Source organism: uncultured Aquimarina sp., assembly GCF_947492965.1.
In the GTDB taxonomy this organism is placed as follows: Bacteria; Bacteroidota; Bacteroidia; order Flavobacteriales; family Flavobacteriaceae; genus Aquimarina.
Map to the genome: position 1 here is coordinate 350680 of NZ_CANLOZ010000005.1, position 23392 is coordinate 374071.

Here is a 23392-nt window from a genome sequence, read left to right on the forward strand (position 1 = left end):
CATCCCTGTTAAAAAGTACAATTCTTAGTCCTTTTTTTGTAGCATGAAAACCTTGATTATAAAAGACCTTTGTGATGTAATTATTCACAACAATTGTGAAACAACTTATATCAATAATCATTAAAATCAAGAACTATGAAATTTGTAACCAAAAGAATACACGCTTTCTTAGATTATCCTGTTGCTATTGCATTAATGGCACTCCCATTTTTATTAAACTTAGGTCAGTCGAACCCGTTAGCTTTATGGCTTTCTGTTACTACTGGTATGGCAGCATTATTACTGACCATATTAACTGATCATCATTTAGGTATCATTAAAGTGATTCCTTATAAAGGACATTTATTGGTAGACTTTCTTGTAGCCATTGTATTTATTATAGCTCCTTTTATTTTTTCCTTTAAAGGTATCGATGCCTATTATTACTGGATTAATGGAGCTGCAGTACTTACTGTGGTAAGTTTACACAAATCCGAACTAGCTATTTAATATAGGTCAAGAACGAATATTGTTCATCATTGTGGAGATAAATTGTAGAGCAACACTATCGTTTGTCTCCACTTTTTGTATAAATTAGAATCGTACTTTTAAGAAGGTAGATATATTTATAATGACCACTACTCCGTTTCAATTTAAAAAAGCAAATCGTTTCATTCCCCATATTTTATTAGTTGGGATCGGAATTGGCACTGCTAATTATATAATGAATGGTTCTTTAAATTGGATACAATGGTGCATCCAATCACTATCTACAAGTCTTATTATCGGTTATACGCTCGTAGCTATTGGATTGAATAAATCATGGTTCACAACAATCTTCACTTCAAAAGCCAAAGTGTATATCGTTGTCACAATAATATTCTTTTTACTGGGAATATTTGCTACAGAAATAGAGCATTTGATCCGATCTCTGATTTTTAAGAGCCAACAATTTCGTCTATTTTCATCTGGAAAAATGTACTGGTTTAACGGTATTATTTCTTTACTATTAGGATTTAGTTTTTTTCAAAATCAGGTTTTAAAAAATAAAACGACAGAATCTGCACCAGTGGAAGATAAGAAGGCACCAATCATAGAAGAATATACTTCCAGTATCACTAGTGTTCCCGTAAAGCAAGGTGAAAATATTCTTCTCATCCCTATTAAGGATATTGTTTATTTTGAAGCTTTTGACAACTATTCTTTTGTATATAATGATAAAGGTGAAAAAAAACTATGCGACTATTCCTTATTATTTCTAGAAAAACGATTGGATAAAAATTTTTCGAGAGTCCATAGAAAATATATTGTCAATAAAACGTATATCAAAAAAATAACACCTCATCTAAATGGTCGTTATATTATTGCTTTTACCATAAATTTAGAAGCTATTACCAGCAGTAAGAGCTATATTGATACGATTCGGAAGCTTATAAAAATCGAGTAATCTTACATATTAAATAAAAAGTAATTTGAAGACTTCCATACAGATTGCATGGAATGTCATTCACCTTTTTCCCTGTATCATTCGCCAATCATACAGACCACTCACCCTTTTTCGCTTTTATAAATAACTTCATTTCAATTATTTGCAATTCAAACAACATTGAATTTTAAAATAATTAATTATGGAAATTGCTCATCAACTAAACATTTTAGTGCATATTATAACTGGTGCTATAGCACTCCTACTCGGAATAATTGCTTTAACCGTTATCAAAGGTGGTAAAACACATAACAAAACTGGAAGGTACTTCTTAAAACTTATAGCTATTGTTATTGCAACTGGCCTGATGGGAGTATTTATCTTTGGACGAAATACATTCTTATTAGTTATTACGGTACTAAGCGGGTATGTTTCATTTTCTGGATATCGGGTATTACTTCTAAAATCCAATATCCCGAAGAAAGTAGATATTCTTGCTTCTATGGTTAGTCTTTTGGTATTAGGATATTTTCTGTATTATTTCGAATCCATTGGAATGATTTGGTCACCTGTAGTCATCTATAGTACAGTAGGAGCTTTACTATTTGTAATCACATATGATTTTCTAAAATATTTAATTCCGATTGGTACTTATAAAAAACATCGAATTTGGATATACGAACATATTTATAAAATGATTAGTGCTTTTTCGGCCTTACTATCTGCTTTTTCCGGAACAGTATTAGAAAAATATCAACCTCATAGCCAATACATCCCATCTGTATTAAGTATGCTTTTAATTATAGCTTTTATGGTCTATGTCTACAAAAATGGATTAAAAAAAATCCCGAAATGATAAAAATAACTCGATGTTAGAAGCATATAAGCTAGTATTCATTTAATTAAAGTATATTGTAGAAGTCTCTTATTTATTTCTCAGAACCTACTTAGAATTACTTGGCTCCATAACAACCAAAGCCTATAGACCATATGCTAAAAAAAATTCTGAAAATTGTTCTACTTATAGTTATTGTAGTGGGTGTTATTATGGGTTTTTATGTTCACAATTCTGCTCCGTATGCTATTATCAAACCGCTAAGAATTAATGAAAAGCTAGCTCCATCGGATTTAGGACTGGAAAGCGAAACTTTTGAAATTTCGGCTACTGATGCTATAAAACTAAAAGGATATTTGATAAAAAGTAACCTAGACACCAAAAAAGGAATTATAATCTTTATACACGGAATCGGAAGTTGCAAAGAACATGGATTAGGAGTTGCCAAATTACTTTCGAAACAGGGTATCGAAACCATAGTTTTTGATGGAAGAGCGCATGGAGAAAGTGATGGTGAATTTACGACCTATGGATTTCATGAAAAAAAAGACATTTCTAAAATCGTAGATTGGATCCAAGCGAAAAACCAAAATATCGACATTGGAATATGGGGAAATTCACTTGGTGGTGCGATTGCCATCCAAGCATTAGCATTTGACAACCGAATTAAATTCGGAGTTATCGAAAGTACATTCACAGAAATGGATCAAGTCGTATACGATTACTCAAAGAAAATGATGAAAGGAATCATTATCAAACCTATTTCGGATTATGCACTACGAAGAGCGGGAGAAATTGCAGATTTCGATCCCGATCAGGTAAAACCTATCCTTTCTGTTAAAAAAATTCAACAACCAGTACTTATTGCACATGGTGATGCCGATCAAAATATTGACGTTACCTATGGGAAACAATTATACGAAAGTCTAAAATCGGAAGATAAAGAACTTATCATTGTGGAAGATGGCGGACATGTAGGTCTTGCCGAGCAAGGCGGAGCAGCATATACTAAGAAATTGATGGCATTTATCAATAAGTATTTGGAATAAAATGAGTCATAAATGCACGATAACAAAGACTAGAATTTGATAAAACACATTACGATATCTAAAAAAGTTAAAAAGAACAATGAGCACTAAAACAAGGATACACATCTTAGATGTATTGCGAGGCTTCGCTATCGTTTCTATCATGCTTTTACATTCTATAGAACATTTCGACATCTATTATTTTCCCGAACACTTGCCTGCTTGGATGAAGTCTCTAGATGGAGCCATATGGGAAACCATGTTCTTTTTATTTAGCGGTAAGTCCTATTCTATTTTTGCTTTATTATTTGGGGTCACCTATGCCATTCAGCTTTCTAGACAAAAAGAGAAAGGACAGTCTTTTGCAGGAAGATTTGCCTGGCGAATGGTATTATTATTTGCCTTTGGAATCCTTAATTCAGCATTTTTTCAAGGAGATGTATTAACTATATATGCAGTATTAGGAGTATTGTTAATTCCATTTTCCAAGTTGAAAGACAGTATCATTTTAGGTATTGCAATAATCCTTTTAGTATTACCATATGAGTGGTCAAATCTAATATATGCCTTACAGCATCCCGATGAAAAAATCAATGATCCTATCTCCTGGAGTTATTTTGGTAAGATGCTAACATACGTTGGAGAACCTTCATTATGGGATACTATAATCGGAAATCTAACGAACGGAAAAATAGGCGTTTTACGTTGGAACTGGGAAAACGGAAGGTTTTTCACTATTCTAGCGCTTTTTCTATTAGGATATCTATTAGGGAAACATCAAAAATTTCATGAAACTGATAAGAACTTAGAATTTTGGACACAAATCCTAAAGATTTCAATAATTGCTTTCATTCCGTTATATTTTTTAAAACGAAACATGGATCATTTTATCGAAAGTGATATAATTCGAAGATCTGCTTTAACTATAGAAACTAGCATTACCAATTTTTCATTCATGCTGGTACTCGTGTCAGGAATTACCTTACTTTTTTATAAAACAAAGGCTCGAAATGTATTGATGTATTTTTCTCGGTTCGGGCGCATGAGCATGTCTAATTATATCATACAATCCATTCTGGGAGGAGCGATATTCTATGGTTGGGGATTAGGTTTATACAAATATACAGGCGCAACCTATGGATTATTAATCGGTTTAGCACTTACAATTGTAACTGGTATATTCTGTAAATGGTGGGCAAAACGATATAAACAAGGACCATTTGAAACCTTATGGCATAAAGCTACCTGGATTTAGACGATTATCAAGAATATAACTGATCATAAAATAGACTTATCGTACGAATCGATAGAATTTTTAGTAAATTCCGATCACAAAACAAAAAACAACCGTTGAATTAAACGTTTAATATACGTTTGTAAACGGTTACATAATAATAAATATACACACAAGTGCACATATCACTACGTTGTGGCAAATACTAAATCCTCTGATTAAATCAAAAATTCATAATTATTATCCATAAACTAATATCATATATGTTGAGTTCGTATAATCTACCAGGGATATTCCTTATAATTATTTCTTGTATAATTTTTTACAACTCAAAGTTTGAAAAAAATGTTTTTGACAATGTAAAAATTGTCGACGTACAAGTAATCGAAGCTCCTAAATCATGTAAAAATGTTTGGAAACGAGCTTCTTGCAAAGTTAAATATAATGGGAAAATTCATGTAATTACAGTTGGTAATAAATATTGTAAAAATGTTTCTGGAAAAAGGCAAATTAAAATGAAGACCAATTTTGACGGTTCTAAATTAATTTTTTTGAATCAAAAAACTACAGATTTCAATAATAGTTTTGGAGGTGGATTTATATGCTTATTCTTTGGAGTTTTTTTGATGTTTAAAGCATATAAAGCTTCAAAAAAACACTTTAATTAAAAAAATACTTGCCACAACACTATATATGTGATCATAGCAGTTAAGTGATGAATCGATTGGTTATTTTATATTTATGAAGGCGCAATGCTTGCAAAAGGTAAAAGTTAGCAACCAATGCTCAGAAATATCGAAAAGCACGGTAACATTTTGCCCTGCAACGACACATATATTAAACGTTAGCATTAATTTGAGAAATGCGGAAAACAAAAAATATATTCATAATTGTATACTTAATTCTGACTATTATTATTGTTATATACTTAGATTATCAAATTAAAATATATAATCCGATTTTTTATACCGGAAAAGTAAATGGATATTTAACTAGATTCGTTACGATAATAATACTGAGCACCTTATTTTATGTTATTAATAATATAAACTCAAAAAGAAAATTAGTACACCTCTTATACTCTGGAATTAAAGGATTTGTTATAGGTATTATTTTTGGATTAATAAGTTATATAATTATGGAGGCAGACAATGGAATTATTTATCAAATTATAGCTATTATTATATGTTATTTATCTTATTATGGGTAAAAAAAATCAGGTGAAAAATGATTAGAAAAGACGTAAAAAAAACACTTGTTGGAATGTTGAGTCTATTAATTTGTTCATTATCATTTGGACAATCTTTTGAAGGGGAATTGACTTATAAAGTAGAGTTCGATATTAAATCCCAAAAAATTGGAAGCTACGAAATCACTAAAGAACAAGTTATAGAAAAGATGAAGAACGATGGTGAATTCTATGATACTATTAAAATCTTAATCAAAAACGGTAATTATATAAAAAAATTAAACACTAGATCTGAACAAAAAGCTATTTATAAATCTGACCTAAATAAGATTTATTCTTTTCAAAAAGATTTTGATCATGTCACCATAACAAACGCCAATAAATTTAATTCGATGAATATTGATTTTAAAGAGCGTAAAATTCAAAAAATAGACTCAACAAAAATCATTAATGGAATATCTTGTAAACTAATAAAACTTTCTTGGGGAAAACTAGCTGAAGAATATTATTTCTATAACACAAAGACGGTTAAACTTAATCCTCAACTTTTTAAAAAACATAATTTTGAATATTTAAATGAGATTATTGAATTGAGTAATTCATATCCTCTAGAGATAATAAAAACTTTAAATAATTCTATTAAAATAAAAATGACATTAATTGACATTTCTAAAGAGCTAATTGATGATAAGTTATTTAAATTGCCAGAATTTGAAAAAGCAGAAAAAGACTATGCTGAGATGATGTTAGAAATGGGATTTGAAGTTATGAAAATAAAAAACTAATGCTAACAATTTGTATAGTTCATTTGCTTCTGGAAGGAAGCAAACGCACCATACAAGAGACGTTATCTAGCATTACTTAAATTACTAAAGTGAAATTTTTAAAAAGACTAATATCACCAAAAAGAAGTCAAGAAGAAATCCAATCGGAATGGAAAAAGCTTCTGGAAAAGGTTGCTAGTTCTTTGACAAATGACAAGCTTGAATATCCAATAATTCTTTTTTGTCACGTCCCTTGGGATTTTGAAGTGTTTTATAGTTCAACCGAATTAATTGGTGAATCTATTGGAGGACATTGGGGATTAAATGACTACTTTTCATCAGAAACAGATGAATTTGAAATAATAGTTGATAGTTCAGGAAATACCTTTAAACTATCTCACGAACATTACCATAAGGAAACAAAAACTGGATTTTCCTACCCTTCAAAAATTGTGGGAACAGAAACTTTAAATAATCTGAAGAAAAAAATTATAACAGGAAGTAATTCTTTCGTTTCTGACGTTTATCCAGAAAGAGATAATGAAATAAAAGATAAATTAGCTGACCTTGATAATTTGAACTCAATACAAGAAGTAATAAATTATGTCGGGAAGTATATGCAATTCTAAAAAAAACACTAGATAACAACACCTATGCGATAGTGTGGGATTTCGGTTTAATCGAAAGGTCATTGCCTATTTAGTTTGTCACCAAAGATTTAAATTTAGTATTTTAGAAAATATAAAAACAGAACATAACCTTCGGCTAAGTGCTTGATCAAAAACCTTTGATTTTCTGTTCCCGCACTACGCATAACTAAACGTTGTGATGCATTCAAACAAACTCACTTAACTATAATAAATAAGAATGAGACCATTTCTAAAAGCTTTTCTCTTTTTAATAATCTTATGGATAATTGATTTTTTATTTCGAAAGGGGTTTATCGCAAACTTTTTTCCCTTCCAGTTGCCTCATAATCTTACAATATTATTCTTGTTTTCATTATTTGTATTTTTCAGTTTGTTAATTACCAAATGGTTTTGCAAAAAGGATAAAATGACGCTGAAAGATTTAGGAATTTCATTGGATTCAAAAAACCGATTCGAATTTCTTTACGGATTTTTAATTGGATTTGTTCTATGGGCAATTGTTTCAATTGTACAATCCTACACAGCAGAGTTCTCATGGCAATTAAGACCCAACATCTCACTTTTTAATATCATTTATGGACTCCTTTTCATTTTTATCGCAGATTTAGGTACAGAGCTTTTTACAAGAGGCTACCCATTGAAAAGATTGGAAGATAGTTTTGGAGCTAATGCTGCAATTATCATCATGGTTTTCTTTGTAGGATTTAAAAGTTATTCGTTTGAAAATCAAGGTGAATTGCTCATATATAGTATTTTAATTCCTGCGTTACATACTGTTTTTTTCAGCATCATCTATTTTAAAACTAAAAGATTGGGTGCAGCTTTAGGAGTTCATACAGGCGCTAATTTTGTAACAATAAGTGTTTTTGACTTAAGAATAGAACAACCAATGCAAGCAATTCCATCAGGAATTTTTCAATCAAATATTGATTTAGAAACTTTATCACTCACTGCTTTGCAACTTCCATGGGTTTTCATGGCTTTAATATTTAGTATTGCTACTTATTTTTGGTGGATAAAATATAAACGCAACAAAACACTGTATAAACGGCATTAAAACGACCGCTTATACTAACCGTTATGTTTAATTAAATGATGACTTTAGAAGAATTAAGATCAAATATAAAATGGTGGGAATCCAAAAGATGGATATATAATGTTTTGGTTGGATTATTTGGAGTAGTAGCTATTTTTAATGCTCTAGCCGAAAGCCCTTATCGCTGGACTTTGGATGATACATTGGGGGTTATTATCTGGGGAATCGGAGCGAATATATTTTATTCTTTGGGGACTTTAGTGGAATTGTTTGATTGGTATTATTTGAACAATAGAATTGGAATCAAAAAATTTAGACTATCCTTTCTTATTATCGGGACATTTCTAAGTTGTATCTATACCTTCTGGTGTGTTTTAGTTTACTTTATTGGTTCTGTATGGTAATAAAAAATAACCACAACAATATATATATGATCATAACCGCAAAATAATCAATCTTTTGGTTTGTTAACATTTATGTAGGCAAAATGCTTGCCAAATAGAAAAGCCTACTACTAACAAGGTGTATCAGTAATAGCGGTTTAGGTATAATCTTAAATCATTTTTTCATTTAATTAAGTTATCTTGTAATCTTAAAAGTAGTTGCTTAAATTCCTTCATAAACCATATATGGAACGTCAACACACATCTTACACAGAAAACATTCAAAATAAAAAACAATGAAAACAATAATTCTTGTAATCTCCTTAATTTTTGCCGTACAGCTTGAAGTGATAGCACAAACAGAATTCGTATTAGAACCGTCTCAGAGTATGATAATGACTGGTAAAGGGCCTGGTCAGGATGGAACAATCAATCCTTATATTGGACAAGACTGCATAGCAATAGTTAAAAATATAGGAAAAAGAAAATTTTCTATCAGAGTACAAGAAAATGGAAAGATTATTGAAGAAATTCCTATTCTAAAGGGTGATATAAAAAAAGTAAAGCTTTTGAAAGGTTATGAACTTTACTTAGATCCAAACCCAAAAGGAATAGCAAAAGCGAGCGTTGATTATGAAAAAATGGACGAATAAAAAACGTCTACTAACAAGGCACTTCGTTTAGCAACAAAAAAATCTTAATGGCAGTTTGGATGCAAATAATAGGTTTTCGTGAATCTAATTCTCTTGAAAAAGAAAAAGAACTGATCTCAAATATCTTAAATTCTGAAAATCTAAATTGGAGTATAAAAAAGAGAAAAAATCTAGAGTTCTTTGAATTTACCTTCATTGATCAACAGTTAAAAATATACTTTGATAATCCAAATTTCATAGAGTTTTCAGGGACATCAAGTATTTTTACAGCCTGGTATAAATTCGTAGATACAGAAAATACGGAATTGACAAATAAGGTTAAAAAAGTATTCTCTCAAATAGCCAATAAACGCGGAATTCAAAAACTATACTATTTCTCAGAATGGTTCTTCTCTTTAGATCAGATCAGATTGGAAGAGGAAAATTTTGAACAATTAATAGAACGGATTAAAAATTATCCTGATTTAAAAAAAACGGAATTACTTGGACTGGAAGCGAACGAATATTATATGGAAAAAATATAACGTAGCTAATACAATATAAGATCTTATAGCAGCCAAGTAATTAATCAAAAGGTTCTTGCCTTTTTGACAAAGTAAAATACTTGAAGAAGGCAAAAGTTAACAACCAATGCGCAGAAAAATCAAAAAACAGGGTAACAATTTGGGCTGCTACGATACATATATAAAAGATTAACTTCAATTAATAAATGAATATACTAAGTAATATATTCAATCGGAATAAAATTGATTGCCCAAGATGTCTGGGAAAAGGGCATGTGGATTTAAATGACATCAAAAGGTTAAATAAAGAACTTAAATGGGGACCAGGAGAATGTGCATATTGCAACGGGAAAGGGAAAATAAATCCTAAAATTCAAAACAAGATACCTGTTGATACGACCTATTTAACAACAGATCTAAGTAAACAGGAAAGGAAAAAACTAATTAACAATGATAAACAGGCATTAATTAAAGGCCTTGTCTCTGAAAAAAAAGCTGATGATCTTATAAAACAAGTAGATTTTCTTCATTTTGAAGGAAAACTAAACCCCGACAAAATAGTTGAATTATTTTTAATTCCTCAAAATGAAATATCATCTACTGAAAAACAAGAATTACTCGATTATATAGTAAGAATAATTGAACATAAAAAATAAAAATTTAAAATATGAACCTAAACTTAAAAAACATTGTTGTTGTTTTACTAACATTTGCTTTCTTTTCTTGTGATAGCAATGATATTTCTGATATTGAAGAAAATCAAAGTGAGCCTATTTTATTAAAACATTATTATTTTGAAGGTAAGCTTGATAATGAACCTTTCTTAATAGAAAAAAAAATATATGATAAATTTTATTCTGATGACAAACCCTTTAATATTGATTATGGAGGAACTCTTATTAATTGCAGTGAAACCACTGATAATGGGGTACCATCTAATTGCTATACTATATATGGAAGTGGTATAATTATTTATGAATCAATTCACCCTGGTGAAATTGGAAAACACAATACAGCAAAAGCCTACTTCGGAAGAATCAATGTTGAGAAAAGAGAATTTAGTTCAGAATTAGAAGCTCTTAGAGAGTTTTTAATGAATAAAGACCTTAAATTCCGAAGAGACTTTGGAAATCCTTTACAAAATGGTGATTTTGCTTTTGACTTTTTCCCTTCTGGTGCTAACGACACTTATTATTCAACAAGATTCAACGATAATAGCGAATTTTTAGCGCAAATAACTAATATTATAGAAGATTCTGATAATAATTTCATTGAAATAGAAGGTATAGTGGAAAAATGTAAACTTTATGATCTTAAAGAAAGAGATACATATAAGCTGCTAACCGATTTTAAATTCCGTATCCAAATCAATTCTGGATTTAATTTCAATAACTATAACGATAATTGAAAAAACTGTACCAACAAGATCTTTAGTGCATACAAAAAACACACCGTACAAGCGATGCTGTAGGTAATAGGAGAAACTTATTAAACCACTAACCGAATGAAGAAAATATTATTAGTTACTTTATTAATCTCTCTACTGAGTTGTGGAAATGAAAAAGAATCATTTAAGTGGAACTTTGACTCCGACAGCAAATACATTTATTCATTCTCACAAATAACAAATAGTGAGAATAAAATGAAGAAAGAGGAAAAAAGTAACAAATCCTTCATCAGCGGAAATGGAAAAATGATAATCAATGGAAAATCCAAAAATTTAGCTGATTTAAGTTTTGAAGAAATCAAGGTGAAACTTAAAAATGATTTTAGCAGGGATACAATATCTGACACACAACCAAACTCGATAATTCAAGGTTTACAATCTAATGGAACGTTTCAAGTGACTTCGCCCTCAAATGATTTTATACGTCTATTACTTCCATTACCGCACAAGAAATTAAGCATTGGAGATACTTGCAAAGTTTCTCTTAATGTACCCTTTAATATCAATGGTTCATTAATTAACTCTAAAGGTTTTAATACTTTGACTTTTTCTAATTATGAAGATATTGAAGGACATAAATGTGTCGTCTTAAATGGAGAAATTAACGTTTCAAAGTTAGATTTACCGGACAGTTTTGAGGGTAACTATAAACTAACTCAAATTGGAAAAGGAAAATATTATTTTGACATAGAAAAAGGTATCTACATAAAATCAAAAGTTAAATTTGAATTAACAACTTTAGCAGACAATGAAGACCTTTATATGAGCTCTAAAAGCTCGCATGAATATGAAATTAATTTCTTAGATAAAATAGATAAATCAAAAGAGATTACAAAAACAAAAAAAGCATTGATCAATGAGCCTGTTAACTCACCTTATGATATTGCCAAAACCGTAATTGAATTTCTACAAAGAAAAGATACAATCAAGTATTTAAACATAGCTATTCCGTTAGACAAACAGAAAAAACTTTTTGTGGATAACATAAAATACAATCCTCAAGAAAATGATACTATGGCAATCTATCGAGAGCTAAAAAGAAAATATGATGATAGAGTTGACAACTTTTTAGTCAGAGCAGGATACATATTAGAAATAATGGAAGAAGATAAAGGCTTCGATATTGAGAAAGCCACTATCGATACAATATATTACAAGCACGAAAAAACTAAAAATTATGGTGGTTTTGGTAGAACTATTATAGGAAATTGGGCAGATTTAACTGTCGAAATGAATTTTAACAACCAAAAGTATTATTTCGAAATACCTCAAATCATAAAAGTTGAAAATCAGTGGTACCTATATTATCCTGAATACTATTTGCGAGATGAAAAAGAAAGGAAATTTGTTGATAAAGGAGTTAAAGAACTAAAACAAAAATCAGAGGAATTCTGGAAATAAATAACACTACCTACAACAATTTGTATATTGCACATACACCCTGCAGGATGCAAATGTATCATACAAGAAACGTTAGATTAAATTGAAATGGCACATACCATAAATGGGATAATAACAAGTTTTAAATATGAAGGAGAACTTCCAAATGTAATTTTAGTTGGTAATTATCATTTGATTCCCTTTAAAAATAAATATGGATCTAATTACTCCGATTCTGTACTTGATCCGTATGAAGAATTGACAAAAGAAACACGCAAAACTTTAAAGGAATTATCATTCAAAGGAAAATGCGCATATATAGAAACAGATTATTTTGGAGGACCTGGAACACAAATGTCAGAAGCTTGGTTTAATGGAGAAAGAATCATTGGCCCTCTAGTCTCATTTGACGGAACTGAAAACCCCAAAATTCCATCAGGAGCAGTTCTAGTGGAAAACTCTATAAACGAGACTTTGAAAACAATTGGAATTTATAGACACGAAGGAAAAGATGAATTTGATTCTGTAAGACTAGGATCGTATCGTTCGAATGATGAAATAATAGAAGAATATAAAAAAACTCAATCTAACAAATTGTAAAAATGTATTAAAACGCATTTTACACGAACCGTTGGCAAACATTAAAGAGCTCTAATGAAATTCAAAAAACTTCTATTATCAATTTTATTTTACTTCATAGTTTTTATTATAAATGGTCAAAGTTTTAAAATAGATGAGAGAAGTACTGAGCGGTATATGAACTATTTCAACCAAATATATGCAATTGAAAAATCTTTAATCTCAAAACAAATAGACCCTAAAGTTGAATTTGCAAATGGAATGATTGATGCTGATGTATTTAAAAAAATGGCTAATAAATTTCAAAAAAACTTACCAAATTCCTTCTTTAAAAATTCCAACGGAATCCCAATAATCGATACAAACAAAATAATTGCTCATCAAAACTTTGTAAAATGGACTTACGCGAAACTTAACACAAATAATGAGGTTGATGTCTATTTACAATTAATAGTATACTTTCAGGTGAAAGAAAAAATTCACTTCCCGAAAATTGAACGAATTGAGATTATAGAAAAAGAGAAATTAAATAATGTTAATTTAGATCGAATCGTAAAATTGTATAAAACAAGAAAAGAGATGGACAAAAATGCTCCTCCTCCGCCTAAGTTTTAAAATAAAAACGATTTGCGCTGCTACGATACATATATTAAACGTTGCTACCATTGACATGAAGAATTTTGAATCATTAAATAGAGAATTATTGGAAGCTAGATTGGAGACTCGAGCTTTCCTGAATGAAGAGACGAGCCCCATTTCAATTTTAGTGAATACAAAAACCTCTTCAAAGCCCTACAAGGAAATACTAATTAAATATTTGGACATTCTCAAAGGGAATGAATTGGAGATGGTAATTCGAGCATTGTCTGAAAAAGGAATGAAAGACGTTGCTCCACTGTTGATTAAGATTTTAAATAATTCGGAAAACTATCCGAATTTGGACCTTTGGGCAGTAGGAAATGCAATAAGTGTAATTGATGATAGTTCAACTTATGATGAAGTCCTAAAAGTCTGCCAATCTCCTAAATACGGAGCTTCCAGACAAATGATGATGACCACGTTGAGAAAAATGAAAACTGAAGAATCATTTAAAACTTTGATTATCTCACTTCAGGATGACTCAATCCGTGGACATGCAATTGACGAGCTAAGAAAATGGGGAGATCCTAGAGCGTTGATGCCAATTGAAAACGTTGAAGTAAGAAAAGGGCTTTTTGAGGCAAAAGCGAAGAAAAAAGCAATTAAAAAATTAAAAACGGCAGCCAACAATGGCTATAAAGTATATATCTAACTAACCAAACTGTGCCTACGCTTCGTCGACTGAACGCTAGCTGTACTAAACTTAATACTATGTCCAATTTAAACAGATTTCTGTCAAATTTATCAGGGCAAGAAATATTTATTCATTTTGTTCTATTATTACTTCTGGGACTTATAGGATATCATGCTTATAAAGATTTTTTAGTTACTAATTATAAAAAGGAAACTATTGGGGAAATTGTTGAGTACAGACCTAAAAAGGGAAAAGGTGGATGTGGAATTAAATATAAATATACTGTCAACGGAAAAGAATATTTTGGGAATGTTGGAGTTCACTGTACAAATATATTTGAGAAAAATATTGGAACTAAAATAACCGTATATTATTCTTCAGAAAAAACAGAATCTTCTCAAGTTGATCTTGGAGATTTAGATAAATATCGGAGTACTATTTATATGGTTAAATAAAATAGTCTACAACACCATATATGTGCCATAGCAGCAAAGTAATCAATCGACTGGTTGTTGTATATTTATGAAGGCTTAATTTTTGCAGAAAGGAAAAGTTAACAACCAATGCGCAGAAAAATCAAAAATCAAGGTAACATTTTGCTCTGATACGACACATATATTAAGCCTTAAGCACAACCTTAAATCGAACTTTGTAACACCTATCCAATTCTTGTATCTAACAAGAAAAAGAATCGTATGAATCAACTGGGAGATAAATATTCAGAGAAAAGAAATATAGAACTATTGAAATCCTCTTTGGATGGTAACAAAGATGCATTGAATCAGCTCATAAAAATCCACAGACCGTATATTTTCAATGTGGCTTGGAAATTTACATTTGACCCTCAAGACGCAGAAGATTTAACTCAAGAAGCACTTATCAAGGTAATCACCAAGCTATCACAATTTAAATTCGAAAGTCAATTTAGAACTTGGCTCTATCGCATTGTATTTAATGAATTTTTATTATCCAAAAGACGAAAAGGAGAAAAACAATTCACGGATTTTGAAAATCAAGGAAAACGACTTGACTCTATTGAAAATACAACCGTAGACGAAAGTGAAGAAAAGGAATACGAGGAATTGGCAAAGGAGCTTAGATATCGTTGTCTATCTGGTATGATAATGTGTCTTACTAGGGAGCAAAGACTTTTATTTATTGTAGGAGAAACGTTTGGAGTCGACCACAATTTAGGCTCTGAAATATTCGGAATGACAAAAGCTAATTATAGAGTAAAGCTTCACAGAGCAAGAAAGGAATTAATTAACTTTATGCAACAAAAATGCGGACTGATGAACTCGAAAAATCCCTGCAGATGTGGCAAAAAGGCAAAAACTATGCACAAAAATGGTTATCTCACTGAAGACCAACAACTTTTCAATGTAGGTTACAAAACCAAAGTAGCAGACTATGCTTTCCAGAACAGTGAATTGGTTGCCGATATTGTAGATAAAAAGCATTTAGAGTTACTTAGAGATATTCCAGCGAAGGATGATTTTTCTAAAGAAACTATTGTTGAAGAAATTATTGGAAATAATGGATTACTAGATTTTTTTGAGCTAAACTAGTACAGATTCATACGTATAAAAAAGCCCGTGATTTTGATAATCACGGGCTTTTTATTTTTCATTCTGTAACACCAGAGAGTTTTCTGTATCAAAAAGGCAAATTAAAAATCTAAACAAAATGGACATAAAAAAAGAAATCGTAATCAACCGTCCCGTTCAAGAAGTATGGGAAGTGCTGGGAAATCAATTTACAACTGCCTACAAATGGGCAAGAGGGTTAACTCATTCAGAAGGTTTTGGAAAACCAAAATTTGATGGAGCAGAATGCAGCAAAAGAACTTGTGAAGTTCCTGGCTTTGGAACAATTCAGGAAGACATCAAGAAATTCGACTCCAAAAACTACGTGTTGGCTTACGAAGTCGTGAAAGGATTCCCAGGTTTTATCACTTCTGCTATTAATACATGGACTTTAGAACGCAAGGGAAGCAATACACTTGTACACATGAAAATGAAAATGCAAACCAAAGGTTTTAAAGGTGCCATTATGGGACCAATGATGAAAATGCAACTCAACAAAGCGGTAGCAGGGGTTATTGAAGACCTAAAAATATTTGTCGAAACAGGTAAACCAAGCGATTATAAACAAAAGGAATTGGAAAAAAATAGAAAGAAAGTAGCTTAATTCTGTAACACATCAATGAATACTGTATCAAAAGGTAAATTATAAAAATCATTAACAATGAAAATTAAAAATCTATTATTAGGCACATTAGTTCTTCTATTAAGTGCAAATTTGGCATCTGCTCAAAGTATGGGAGAGCCAAAAGTTCAATTCAGTAAAATAATAAACAAGTCTGCAGATAAGTTTTGGAAGACAGTTAGGCAAATGGACAAAATTGACAAATACTCTTCAAATATTGCAAGAGTTGAATGGACTGGAAATATGGGAAAAGGAGGTCAAAGAGTATGTTATACACCTGATGGTAAAGGTTACTTCAAGGAAAAGATTGTAGCTTATAACGAATCAGCAAAAAGTTTTTCATATTCCTTATTAGAAGGAGCTCCTGTAAAAGGAATGGTCAACACTATAAAAGTCGTTGATCTAGGTAACGGCAAATGTGTATTTGTATTTTGGTCTGATTATGAACAGTTTGTCGAGAATCCACAAATGAAACAGGAGCAATTCCATGCGTTCATGATCAATTCTCTAGAAGAAATGACAAAAAAAATGGCTAAAGACTCATAAACAGCAGTGCCTAACAATTTGTATGTTTAATAACGGTTTGAGTGAAAACTCAAACCGTTATTTCGTTTTTATAAGTATTTTGCTATACAACAGCTTAGTGGCGTGAAACCCGCTACTGCTAATGCACGTAATGTTGTAACTCATTAAATAACAATCCAGTAATAATATACGACGATTCAGAAGAAAAACATAATTAGACTCAATAAGTTATTGGAATTTGCAACTGTCAAATTATTTAAAACAAATTATGAAACCAAAAACTCTGTGTCTAGTTGGATTACTTTTTTTCGTTACCAGTTACGTATTTTTTTCTCAAGGTTCGTTAAGTGAACAAAAACATATTGATCTAGCTCACTGGTTTAATTTAACTGGAGCCGTACTATTAATCAATTTTAATAATGTCTTTCCAAAGAATAGATTAAATTCCATCGCATCAGTTTTCACAGCAATAGGGGTTATTGCCCACATTGGACTTTGTACAATTGATTTCATTATGTGGAGCTTCGGAAATGATCATATCGGAAGGAATGAATTAAGAGAACAAATTAACAATACACCACTAATTCTATTTCCTTTTGTGATTATCGGACCATCTTTACTTTTTGTTGGTCTAGCAGCACATGCTTTGAATTTTATCAAAACGAATCCGATTGTTGCTCTTATGGTTATAATTGGCGGACCATTTGTTGGACTCTCCTATTTTATTTGGAATGATGGAATTTTAATGTTAGTCAGCTGTATTATCTTCTCATCTGGATTAGGGATACTTCTATACAGAAATGAAATACAAAATATAAAGAATAAAGCGTTACGACAAAATATATGATTTCGTAGCAACTAAGTGATTAACCGAAAGATTAGTGTATTTTTGATAACGAGCAATACTTTCATAATAGAAAAAGTTAACAACCAATATGTATTCTCCTAAGTCGGACAGAAAAAAATCATAAAAGAAGGTAACATTTTGCTCTGCTATGACACATATATAAAACTTTGTAATACATCCAAGAAAAATGAAAATCACTTCTGGAATATTAATAACCGGAATTTTATTATTATTTGTTTCATTCAATAAAGTTTCTGAATTTAAACTTGAAAGGAAAATACTTGGAAAGTGGAGTTTCTTTTCTGAGATGAATGAAAAAGGTGCCTGGAAAAAAGTCGAAAAACTTGATCCCAATAAAAGTGGAATGGAATTTAAAAAAGATGGGATTTTAATTGTCCAAATGAATTCTGGATCTTGCGCAACTCCTCCTATATCATATGATAACTATGATGGAATCTGGAAAAAAACATCTGACTCAACATTAGTTATTTCTCACGGTTTTTGGGGTGGTAAATTAGAAAGTAATATTTTAATAAAAACACTAAACAATAAAAAGCTAGTATTTGAAATATTAAACGATAAAATCATTAAAAATTAAACATGTTACAACAATATATACGTAATCATAGCAGCTAGGTGATCAATCGAAAGATTAGTGTATTTTTGAAGGTACAATGCTTGAAGAAAGTTACCATTAGTCGTCAATGCTCAGCAAAACTAGACAAAGTAATTTTTTGCGTTACTACAACATATTAAACATTACCTCATTCAAGAAAACCATATGAAAATAAGTCAAGAGGAATATGATGCTTTAGAAAGTGAAATTATTTTGGAATTTGCAGCCAAACAATCACAAAAAGTTCTTTATCAAATGGTAATGGAATGGAATTGGGATTCCTCGAATAGTTTTCTAAATTGGCTGGTAGACAATCCCCTCACCGATAAATCAACGATTTTGATGATTTACTGGAAGTCTGCTCCGAGATATTTTAAACAATTCATAGACAGAAATGAAGTAATGAAAAAACAACCCTATTCCATTAACGACTTTGATTTTGTTGAAAAAGTAGAAAAGAACTACCTTAATGATTTTTATAATTCGAGTGTTTTTGAATTTGAACCAAGTTTTTGGGCAGATGAATATTCTGAAATTAAATTAGTTAAGTCGATTCCTGAAATTATGTTTAAAAAGGTTCATGGAAAAATAGTTGAGCATCCATCTAATTTTACAGAAGGTTGTCCACCCGAATTAGATACTTTACTTGAAGAACTTTATGAAAAATATCATTGAATATAAACATTACAGAAAAATAAAAGGTAAAATAACACTCTACTCTATTATCATACATATACCAAACGTCAACTTTAATTAAGAAAACTAAATTGAAAATTAGAGAAACTCATAGAAATACGTATACCATTTCAACTGATAAGGATAAATTAGATATTTTTAGCATTCACAAATTCCTTGCAAACGAAACCGATTGGGCTAACGGAATTCCAATAGAAACACTGAAAACATCCATTGAAAACTCCTTGAATTTTGGGCTTTATCATGAAGATAAGCAAATTGGCTTTGCAAGAATAATTTCAGACTATTCCACTATTGCATATTTAGGAGATGTTTATATTTTAGATGAATACAGAGGAAAAGGGTTGAGTAAATGGCTAATGAGTGAAATAATGGAGCACCCTAACCTTCAAGGATTAAGACGCTGGATATTATTAACCAACACAGCCGAATGGCTTTATAAAAAGTTTGGGTTTACCGAAATACCTAACCCCGAATTTTATATGGAGAAACACAACCCTAAAGTATATAAAGAAAAAGATAAAACTAAAACCGACATGGTATAAAAAATTATCCTGATTTGGGATCACCTAAAGATAAGTGCGTATTTATAAGGTTTGGTTTTTCATAGAAAATCCCTGCTCTAAAATCCGTAACTCTTTTTATGCAAAACGTTGACAACAATCAAAAAATCAGAAAATAGCATGGCAAATATTATTGATTTAAGTCAGGAAATTTATCCAGGAATGCCTATTTATAAAGACCTTCCACAGGTTAAAATGACAATCCATAATTCTCACGAAGAATGGAATGGTATAAAAAATCCAGAGACTAAAACACCAGCAGTACATAAATTAGAATTAGGAGAACATACAGGAACTCATGTTGATGCTATTAATCATATGGAAATTCAACATAAAGGAAAGTCGATTGATAAAATGCCTTTATCGATGTTCTATACTGAAGGGATTTGCTTAGATTTTTCTCATAAAGGATTAAAAGAATTAATAAGACCTGATGAAATAGAAATAGCTTGTAACAAGGCTAATTTAAAAATAAAAAAGGGAGATACTGTATTGTTCTATACGGATCATTATAGAAAAAACTTTAATGGAGAAAATTGGGGTAATGGTCCTGGAATTACCGCTGATTCTGCAAGATTCCTAGGAGAAAAGAAAATATCCGCTTTTGGTGCTGAAACGATGTCGCCAGGTGTTCCTGGTATATCAAATAAAGAAGTTCATCATATCTGCGGTGAATTAAATTTTACGCATTATGAGAATATGATAAATCTTCATTTGTTAATCGGAAAAGGCAGGTTTAGATTTATCGGGTTACCATTAAAAATTAGAGGAGGAACTGGATCTCCAGTACGAGCGGTTGCAATATTCGAAAATGAGTAATAAAAACAGTTCTAGAAGGAAGTATAATTCATTAGAGAAAATGAAATTAAAAAAATACAGTTCAATTCTTAATTGAAATGCTTCTACTTATTGGATAATTCCCCAAATATAAAATGTATAACTCTTTTTTTATTTTATAGTTTTAAAGTGTTTAGTCCTTTTCTGTAGAGAGTTTATAAGAAAATGATAACCGTAAAATATTTATATTTGACTTAGTACCAGTTCCAAACATATTGCTTATCACATACCCTTATATTTCTTATACCAGATGTTATGCCTAATTATAACCAAGTAACAAGCAATGATAAAATTATTTAGAAAAATTAGACAAAACTTGATTGCCGAAAAAAAATCGGAAAGTATATGAAATACGCTATTGGTGAAATCATACTGGTTGTTATCGGAATACTAATAGCCGTACAGATCAACAATTGGAATATCAAGTACCAAAATGAAGAAAAAGAGATACTCTATCTAACCCGACTTACTACAAATTTAGGTTCAGATATCAAACTATATGAAGGGATAGTAAATAAAGATAGTCTTCTAATCGATACATTAAATCGAGTTCAAAAAAATCTACCAGAATATATTGAATCGATAAAAAATCCCATCGAAGATTTTAATTTTTTAACAGCTGGATATAAATTCAGCTCTAATACAACGGTAATTGACAATCTTATATCATCAGGGCAAATAGAATTATTGAGAAGTAATTATCTAGTTGAAGATATTTTAGTTTACTACAGACAAACAAAACATGTTGAAGAAACAATTGATAAAGCTATTATCGCTCAAAACAACGAAACAATGAATCATCTTATCTTAAGATTTAATTCTAAAAATAGCACTGATAGCAGTTATGTAAAAAATCTGGAAAACTCTATTCTATACAGAACTCACTTAATTGAAAAACAAATAAATAGTTATAATTATCAAAAAAACAGAGCTGATAAACTTATAAAAAAGATAAATGAAGAAATTCATTTTATTGAAAATGTTTATTAAAAAAAGTACTAAATCAAAGCTTTTCCGGAAGGTTAAATCAAAACGAAATGAAATTACCAAAAGTATTGCTTCTTTGTTTTCTAATATTCAGCTTAAGCTGTAAATCACAAAAACAAGTTCCCAGAATTAAAACAGTTCAGCCAACTATACAACAAGAAGCTTCTTCAATTTGGAGAACAATAAATGACATCACTTTTTTTGAAAAACAAGGATATAACATTCGTCTACCCAAAAATTCTTTGATTGACTCTTTAATAGTAAAGTCCAAGAATGGGACTTTCGGAAATGAGGACTTTTCTGCAATTTATACACTTGTCGAAACCGAAGTTTTTGATCAAAAGAATTATGAGCTGGCAATACAAAAAGTTAACAATGAGATTAACCTTTTAAACAATCTTATCCATCAAATAAGTGATACCAAAAGGAATTGGGACTGGGAGTTTAAAATGTTTGACAATTACAAAGTTGCTTTCACTTTGTTTGGAACTGGAGGAAGCTATGACCCAGATCAAGGAATAATCACCTTGCTAACGAACAAAGAAGGCAAGTTTATGAAGTATAAAAATCCTGCTTATACAATAATTCACGAAATCACCCATATGGGAATGGAATATTCAATAGTTCGCAAATACAACCTCTCTCACGGATTAAAAGAAAGAATTATAGACTCTTTTGTATATCTAATGTTCCAAGAAAAATTACCTGAATATGAGATCCAGACTATGGGAGATGAAAATATTGATGCTTATTTAAATAAGAAAAAAGATATTGAATCACTTAATAAGATAGTATCCGATTTTATGCATAAGTAACTTGCTATAGCAACAAATAACTACTCTTATACTTTTATCCTCTTAGTAAACCTTAGCAATGTTATAATTCAACATATAAACCAACCATATAAATTAAACATGAATCAATTGATAATAACATCTGGTATAGCATTATCATTTATACTATTTCAACTGATATTTCCATATAGATCTCCAAAAAATTTAGATTTTTCAAAAATTGAAGAAAATAAAAAGAAATTTAATCGTCTAGAGAAAATGGCAGTTTTATGGATTTTCCTATCACTTGGGTTTATTAGTTTCCTTGTATTCATATTGGGAACTAACCTTGTAGACATTTTGTTTTCGAATGACTATGAATATATAATGAAACCTTCATCGCTATTTTGGTTTTTACCTGGATTAATTTTAGGATTTGGATTTTTGAGAGTTCCAATGGATTTCATTTATAAATTATATCTAAAAAATGATTACTACCTCTATAAACATTTTACCAATATGAAACATGGATTTGATGGTGAAAAAATATGGAGACCTCTAGAATTAATATTTTCCATAACAGGTATGGTATTTTTTATTCTTGGATTAAACTGGTTTGTTCGAATTAATAGTAATCAAATAGAAATTAATGAATTATTTAACTTGAGATCAAAAACTTACAAGATTGAAAACATAGTTAGTCTAGCTCATAGCGATATATTTTTGACGCAAAAAGGAAAGTCTAAAAGTATTGATCATTACGTGATAGGAATGAATGATGAGTATAAATGGAGTAGTCACGTTTTTGGATTCTTCGCTCTAAAAAAGGATAAAGAATTACTTGGTAAAAAAATTAAAGAATTAAGTGATAAAAAAGGATTGGCAATAAAAGAAGTACAGCACTGAAAATTTTATATGTAATACATAGTAAAACAAATAATTAAAACTTTTCTTTTCCTAATCATATTTCACTTTACTTCA

At 30.4% G+C, this 23392-nt stretch carries 30 protein-coding genes; all 30 read left to right on the forward strand.

Annotated features, from left to right (window positions below; translation table 11 throughout):
- Positions 1 to 135 precede the first annotated feature (135 nt).
- The 30 genes from Q1B37_RS15070 to Q1B37_RS15215 all read left to right on the forward strand — a co-directional run bounded on the left by Q1B37_RS15070 (position 136) and on the right by Q1B37_RS15215 (position 23317).
- Complete coding sequence (locus tag Q1B37_RS15070; protein ID WP_299608078.1) at positions 136 to 489, forward strand: hypothetical protein; 354 nt, start codon at positions 136 to 138, stop codon at positions 487 to 489.
- A gap of 121 nt (positions 490 to 610) precedes the next feature.
- Positions 611 to 1426, forward strand: a complete 816-nt coding sequence (locus tag Q1B37_RS15075; RefSeq protein WP_299899742.1) for a LytTR family DNA-binding domain-containing protein — start codon at positions 611 to 613, stop codon at positions 1424 to 1426.
- 181 nt (positions 1427 to 1607) lie between these two features.
- Positions 1608 to 2261, forward strand: coding sequence for a hypothetical protein (locus Q1B37_RS15080; RefSeq protein ID WP_299899744.1), 654 nt, complete (start codon positions 1608 to 1610; stop codon positions 2259 to 2261).
- 134 nt (positions 2262 to 2395) lie between these two features.
- On the forward strand, positions 2396 to 3289 hold the full coding sequence (locus Q1B37_RS15085; RefSeq protein WP_299899745.1) for an alpha/beta fold hydrolase: 894 nt from the start codon (positions 2396 to 2398) through the stop codon (positions 3287 to 3289).
- 79 nt (positions 3290 to 3368) lie between these two features.
- A complete protein-coding gene (locus Q1B37_RS15090; RefSeq protein ID WP_299899747.1) occupies positions 3369 to 4523 on the forward strand; it encodes a DUF418 domain-containing protein in 1155 nt (384 codons plus the stop codon).
- Positions 4524 to 5017: 494 nt separating this feature from the next.
- Complete coding sequence (locus tag Q1B37_RS15095; RefSeq protein ID WP_299899749.1) at positions 5018 to 5170, forward strand: hypothetical protein; 153 nt, start codon at positions 5018 to 5020, stop codon at positions 5168 to 5170.
- Positions 5171 to 5729: 559 nt separating this feature from the next.
- The gene (locus Q1B37_RS15100; protein WP_299899750.1) at positions 5730 to 6476 is read left to right on the forward strand and encodes a hypothetical protein; all 747 of its coding nucleotides are present in this window, start codon (positions 5730 to 5732) and stop codon (positions 6474 to 6476) included.
- A gap of 89 nt (positions 6477 to 6565) precedes the next feature.
- A complete protein-coding gene (locus Q1B37_RS15105; protein ID WP_299899752.1) occupies positions 6566 to 7084 on the forward strand; it encodes a hypothetical protein in 519 nt (172 codons plus the stop codon).
- 427 nt (positions 7085 to 7511) lie between these two features.
- Positions 7512 to 8162 (forward strand): CPBP family intramembrane glutamic endopeptidase, encoded by a 651-nt coding sequence (locus tag Q1B37_RS15110; protein WP_299899754.1) that lies wholly within the window; start codon positions 7512 to 7514, stop codon positions 8160 to 8162.
- 35 nt (positions 8163 to 8197) lie between these two features.
- Complete coding sequence (locus Q1B37_RS15115) at positions 8198 to 8545, forward strand: hypothetical protein (protein WP_299899755.1); 348 nt, start codon at positions 8198 to 8200, stop codon at positions 8543 to 8545.
- Between the two features lie 275 nt (positions 8546 to 8820).
- Entirely contained in the window at positions 8821 to 9177 is a 357-nt protein-coding gene (locus Q1B37_RS15120; protein WP_299899756.1) for a hypothetical protein, read from the forward strand.
- 47 nt (positions 9178 to 9224) lie between these two features.
- Positions 9225 to 9701 (forward strand): hypothetical protein, encoded by a 477-nt coding sequence (locus Q1B37_RS15125; protein ID WP_299899758.1) that lies wholly within the window; start codon positions 9225 to 9227, stop codon positions 9699 to 9701.
- A gap of 185 nt (positions 9702 to 9886) precedes the next feature.
- Entirely contained in the window at positions 9887 to 10336 is a 450-nt protein-coding gene (locus Q1B37_RS15130) for a hypothetical protein (RefSeq protein ID WP_299899760.1), read from the forward strand.
- An 11-nt stretch (positions 10337 to 10347) separates the two neighbouring features.
- Positions 10348 to 11088 (forward strand): hypothetical protein, encoded by a 741-nt coding sequence (locus tag Q1B37_RS15135; RefSeq protein WP_299899762.1) that lies wholly within the window; start codon positions 10348 to 10350, stop codon positions 11086 to 11088.
- 96 nt (positions 11089 to 11184) lie between these two features.
- Positions 11185 to 12528 carry a hypothetical protein gene (locus Q1B37_RS15140; RefSeq protein WP_299899764.1) on the forward strand — a complete coding sequence of 448 codons (1344 nt, stop codon included), beginning with the start codon at positions 11185 to 11187 and terminating at the stop codon, positions 12526 to 12528.
- Positions 12529 to 12615: 87 nt separating this feature from the next.
- Positions 12616 to 13107 carry a hypothetical protein gene (locus tag Q1B37_RS15145; RefSeq protein WP_299899765.1) on the forward strand — a complete coding sequence of 164 codons (492 nt, stop codon included), beginning with the start codon at positions 12616 to 12618 and terminating at the stop codon, positions 13105 to 13107.
- Positions 13108 to 13161: 54 nt separating this feature from the next.
- Positions 13162 to 13701 carry a hypothetical protein gene (locus Q1B37_RS15150; protein WP_299899768.1) on the forward strand — a complete coding sequence of 180 codons (540 nt, stop codon included), beginning with the start codon at positions 13162 to 13164 and terminating at the stop codon, positions 13699 to 13701.
- Entirely contained in the window at positions 13676 to 14377 is a 702-nt protein-coding gene (locus Q1B37_RS15155) for a hypothetical protein (RefSeq protein ID WP_299899769.1), read from the forward strand. The genes Q1B37_RS15150 and Q1B37_RS15155 overlap by 26 nt, the downstream gene beginning before the upstream one ends.
- Before the next feature lie 59 nt (positions 14378 to 14436).
- Positions 14437 to 14814: a hypothetical protein gene (locus Q1B37_RS15160; RefSeq protein WP_299899770.1), complete on the forward strand. Its 378-nt coding sequence runs from the start codon at positions 14437 to 14439 to the stop codon at positions 14812 to 14814.
- Between the two features lie 240 nt (positions 14815 to 15054).
- Positions 15055 to 15927 carry an RNA polymerase sigma factor gene (locus Q1B37_RS15165; protein ID WP_299899772.1) on the forward strand — a complete coding sequence of 291 codons (873 nt, stop codon included), beginning with the start codon at positions 15055 to 15057 and terminating at the stop codon, positions 15925 to 15927.
- 118 nt (positions 15928 to 16045) lie between these two features.
- Entirely contained in the window at positions 16046 to 16549 is a 504-nt protein-coding gene (locus tag Q1B37_RS15170) for an SRPBCC family protein (RefSeq protein WP_299899773.1), read from the forward strand.
- Positions 16550 to 16678: 129 nt separating this feature from the next.
- Positions 16679 to 17113: an SRPBCC family protein gene (locus Q1B37_RS15175; RefSeq protein ID WP_299900060.1), complete on the forward strand. Its 435-nt coding sequence runs from the start codon at positions 16679 to 16681 to the stop codon at positions 17111 to 17113.
- A gap of 247 nt (positions 17114 to 17360) precedes the next feature.
- Complete coding sequence (locus tag Q1B37_RS15180; RefSeq protein ID WP_299899775.1) at positions 17361 to 17939, forward strand: hypothetical protein; 579 nt, start codon at positions 17361 to 17363, stop codon at positions 17937 to 17939.
- 187 nt (positions 17940 to 18126) lie between these two features.
- Complete coding sequence (locus Q1B37_RS15185) at positions 18127 to 18537, forward strand: hypothetical protein (protein WP_299899777.1); 411 nt, start codon at positions 18127 to 18129, stop codon at positions 18535 to 18537.
- Between the two features lie 183 nt (positions 18538 to 18720).
- The gene (locus tag Q1B37_RS15190; protein ID WP_299899778.1) at positions 18721 to 19230 is read left to right on the forward strand and encodes a DUF4274 domain-containing protein; all 510 of its coding nucleotides are present in this window, start codon (positions 18721 to 18723) and stop codon (positions 19228 to 19230) included.
- Positions 19231 to 19322: 92 nt separating this feature from the next.
- Positions 19323 to 19796 carry a GNAT family N-acetyltransferase gene (locus Q1B37_RS15195; RefSeq protein WP_299899780.1) on the forward strand — a complete coding sequence of 158 codons (474 nt, stop codon included), beginning with the start codon at positions 19323 to 19325 and terminating at the stop codon, positions 19794 to 19796.
- Positions 19797 to 19934: 138 nt separating this feature from the next.
- A complete protein-coding gene (locus tag Q1B37_RS15200; protein ID WP_299899782.1) occupies positions 19935 to 20633 on the forward strand; it encodes a cyclase family protein in 699 nt (232 codons plus the stop codon).
- A gap of 363 nt (positions 20634 to 20996) precedes the next feature.
- Positions 20997 to 21641: a DUF6090 family protein gene (locus Q1B37_RS15205; protein WP_299899784.1), complete on the forward strand. Its 645-nt coding sequence runs from the start codon at positions 20997 to 20999 to the stop codon at positions 21639 to 21641.
- A 47-nt stretch (positions 21642 to 21688) separates the two neighbouring features.
- On the forward strand, positions 21689 to 22453 hold the full coding sequence (locus Q1B37_RS15210) for a hypothetical protein (protein ID WP_299899785.1): 765 nt from the start codon (positions 21689 to 21691) through the stop codon (positions 22451 to 22453).
- Between the two features lie 99 nt (positions 22454 to 22552).
- Entirely contained in the window at positions 22553 to 23317 is a 765-nt protein-coding gene (locus tag Q1B37_RS15215; protein WP_299609584.1) for a hypothetical protein, read from the forward strand.
- Positions 23318 to 23392 lie beyond the last annotated feature (75 nt).

What these genes read in the sequence shown, in the direction of transcription:
- Q1B37_RS15090 (WP_299899747.1), top strand. Translation starts at nt 3,369, where the DNA reads ATGAGCACTAAAACAAGGATACACATCTTAGATGTATTGCGAGGCTTC.
- Q1B37_RS15210 (WP_299899785.1), top strand. Translation starts at nt 21,689, where the DNA reads ATGAAATTACCAAAAGTATTGCTTCTTTGTTTTCTAATATTCAGCTTA.
- Q1B37_RS15200 (WP_299899782.1), top strand. Translation starts at nt 19,935, where the DNA reads ATGGCAAATATTATTGATTTAAGTCAGGAAATTTATCCAGGAATGCCT.
- Q1B37_RS15130 (WP_299899760.1), top strand. Translation starts at nt 9,887, where the DNA reads ATGAATATACTAAGTAATATATTCAATCGGAATAAAATTGATTGCCCA.
- Q1B37_RS15140 (WP_299899764.1), top strand. Translation starts at nt 11,185, where the DNA reads ATGAAGAAAATATTATTAGTTACTTTATTAATCTCTCTACTGAGTTGT.
- Q1B37_RS15165 (WP_299899772.1), top strand. Translation starts at nt 15,055, where the DNA reads ATGAATCAACTGGGAGATAAATATTCAGAGAAAAGAAATATAGAACTA.
- Q1B37_RS15155 (WP_299899769.1), top strand. Translation starts at nt 13,676, where the DNA reads ATGCTCCTCCTCCGCCTAAGTTTTAAAATAAAAACGATTTGCGCTGCT.
- Q1B37_RS15125 (WP_299899758.1), top strand. Translation starts at nt 9,225, where the DNA reads ATGGCAGTTTGGATGCAAATAATAGGTTTTCGTGAATCTAATTCTCTT.
- Q1B37_RS15180 (WP_299899775.1), top strand. Translation starts at nt 17,361, where the DNA reads ATGAAACCAAAAACTCTGTGTCTAGTTGGATTACTTTTTTTCGTTACC.
- Q1B37_RS15205 (WP_299899784.1), top strand. Translation starts at nt 20,997, where the DNA reads ATGAAATACGCTATTGGTGAAATCATACTGGTTGTTATCGGAATACTA.
- Q1B37_RS15185 (WP_299899777.1), top strand. Translation starts at nt 18,127, where the DNA reads ATGAAAATCACTTCTGGAATATTAATAACCGGAATTTTATTATTATTT.
- Q1B37_RS15135 (WP_299899762.1), top strand. Translation starts at nt 10,348, where the DNA reads ATGAACCTAAACTTAAAAAACATTGTTGTTGTTTTACTAACATTTGCT.
- Q1B37_RS15070 (WP_299608078.1), top strand. Translation starts at nt 136, where the DNA reads ATGAAATTTGTAACCAAAAGAATACACGCTTTCTTAGATTATCCTGTT.
- Q1B37_RS15095 (WP_299899749.1), top strand. Translation starts at nt 5,018, where the DNA reads ATGAAGACCAATTTTGACGGTTCTAAATTAATTTTTTTGAATCAAAAA.
- Q1B37_RS15175 (WP_299900060.1), top strand. Translation starts at nt 16,679, where the DNA reads ATGGGAGAGCCAAAAGTTCAATTCAGTAAAATAATAAACAAGTCTGCA.
- Q1B37_RS15110 (WP_299899754.1), top strand. Translation starts at nt 7,512, where the DNA reads ATGACGCTGAAAGATTTAGGAATTTCATTGGATTCAAAAAACCGATTC.
- Q1B37_RS15100 (WP_299899750.1), top strand. Translation starts at nt 5,730, where the DNA reads ATGATTAGAAAAGACGTAAAAAAAACACTTGTTGGAATGTTGAGTCTA.
- Q1B37_RS15145 (WP_299899765.1), top strand. Translation starts at nt 12,616, where the DNA reads ATGGCACATACCATAAATGGGATAATAACAAGTTTTAAATATGAAGGA.
- Q1B37_RS15115 (WP_299899755.1), top strand. Translation starts at nt 8,198, where the DNA reads ATGATGACTTTAGAAGAATTAAGATCAAATATAAAATGGTGGGAATCC.
- Q1B37_RS15085 (WP_299899745.1), top strand. Translation starts at nt 2,396, where the DNA reads ATGCTAAAAAAAATTCTGAAAATTGTTCTACTTATAGTTATTGTAGTG.
- Q1B37_RS15075 (WP_299899742.1), top strand. Translation starts at nt 611, where the DNA reads ATGACCACTACTCCGTTTCAATTTAAAAAAGCAAATCGTTTCATTCCC.
- Q1B37_RS15120 (WP_299899756.1), top strand. Translation starts at nt 8,821, where the DNA reads ATGAAAACAATAATTCTTGTAATCTCCTTAATTTTTGCCGTACAGCTT.
- Q1B37_RS15160 (WP_299899770.1), top strand. Translation starts at nt 14,437, where the DNA reads ATGTCCAATTTAAACAGATTTCTGTCAAATTTATCAGGGCAAGAAATA.
- Q1B37_RS15080 (WP_299899744.1), top strand. Translation starts at nt 1,608, where the DNA reads ATGGAAATTGCTCATCAACTAAACATTTTAGTGCATATTATAACTGGT.
- Q1B37_RS15150 (WP_299899768.1), top strand. Translation starts at nt 13,162, where the DNA reads ATGAAATTCAAAAAACTTCTATTATCAATTTTATTTTACTTCATAGTT.
- Q1B37_RS15190 (WP_299899778.1), top strand. Translation starts at nt 18,721, where the DNA reads ATGAAAATAAGTCAAGAGGAATATGATGCTTTAGAAAGTGAAATTATT.
- Q1B37_RS15170 (WP_299899773.1), top strand. Translation starts at nt 16,046, where the DNA reads ATGGACATAAAAAAAGAAATCGTAATCAACCGTCCCGTTCAAGAAGTA.
- Q1B37_RS15215 (WP_299609584.1), top strand. Translation starts at nt 22,553, where the DNA reads ATGAATCAATTGATAATAACATCTGGTATAGCATTATCATTTATACTA.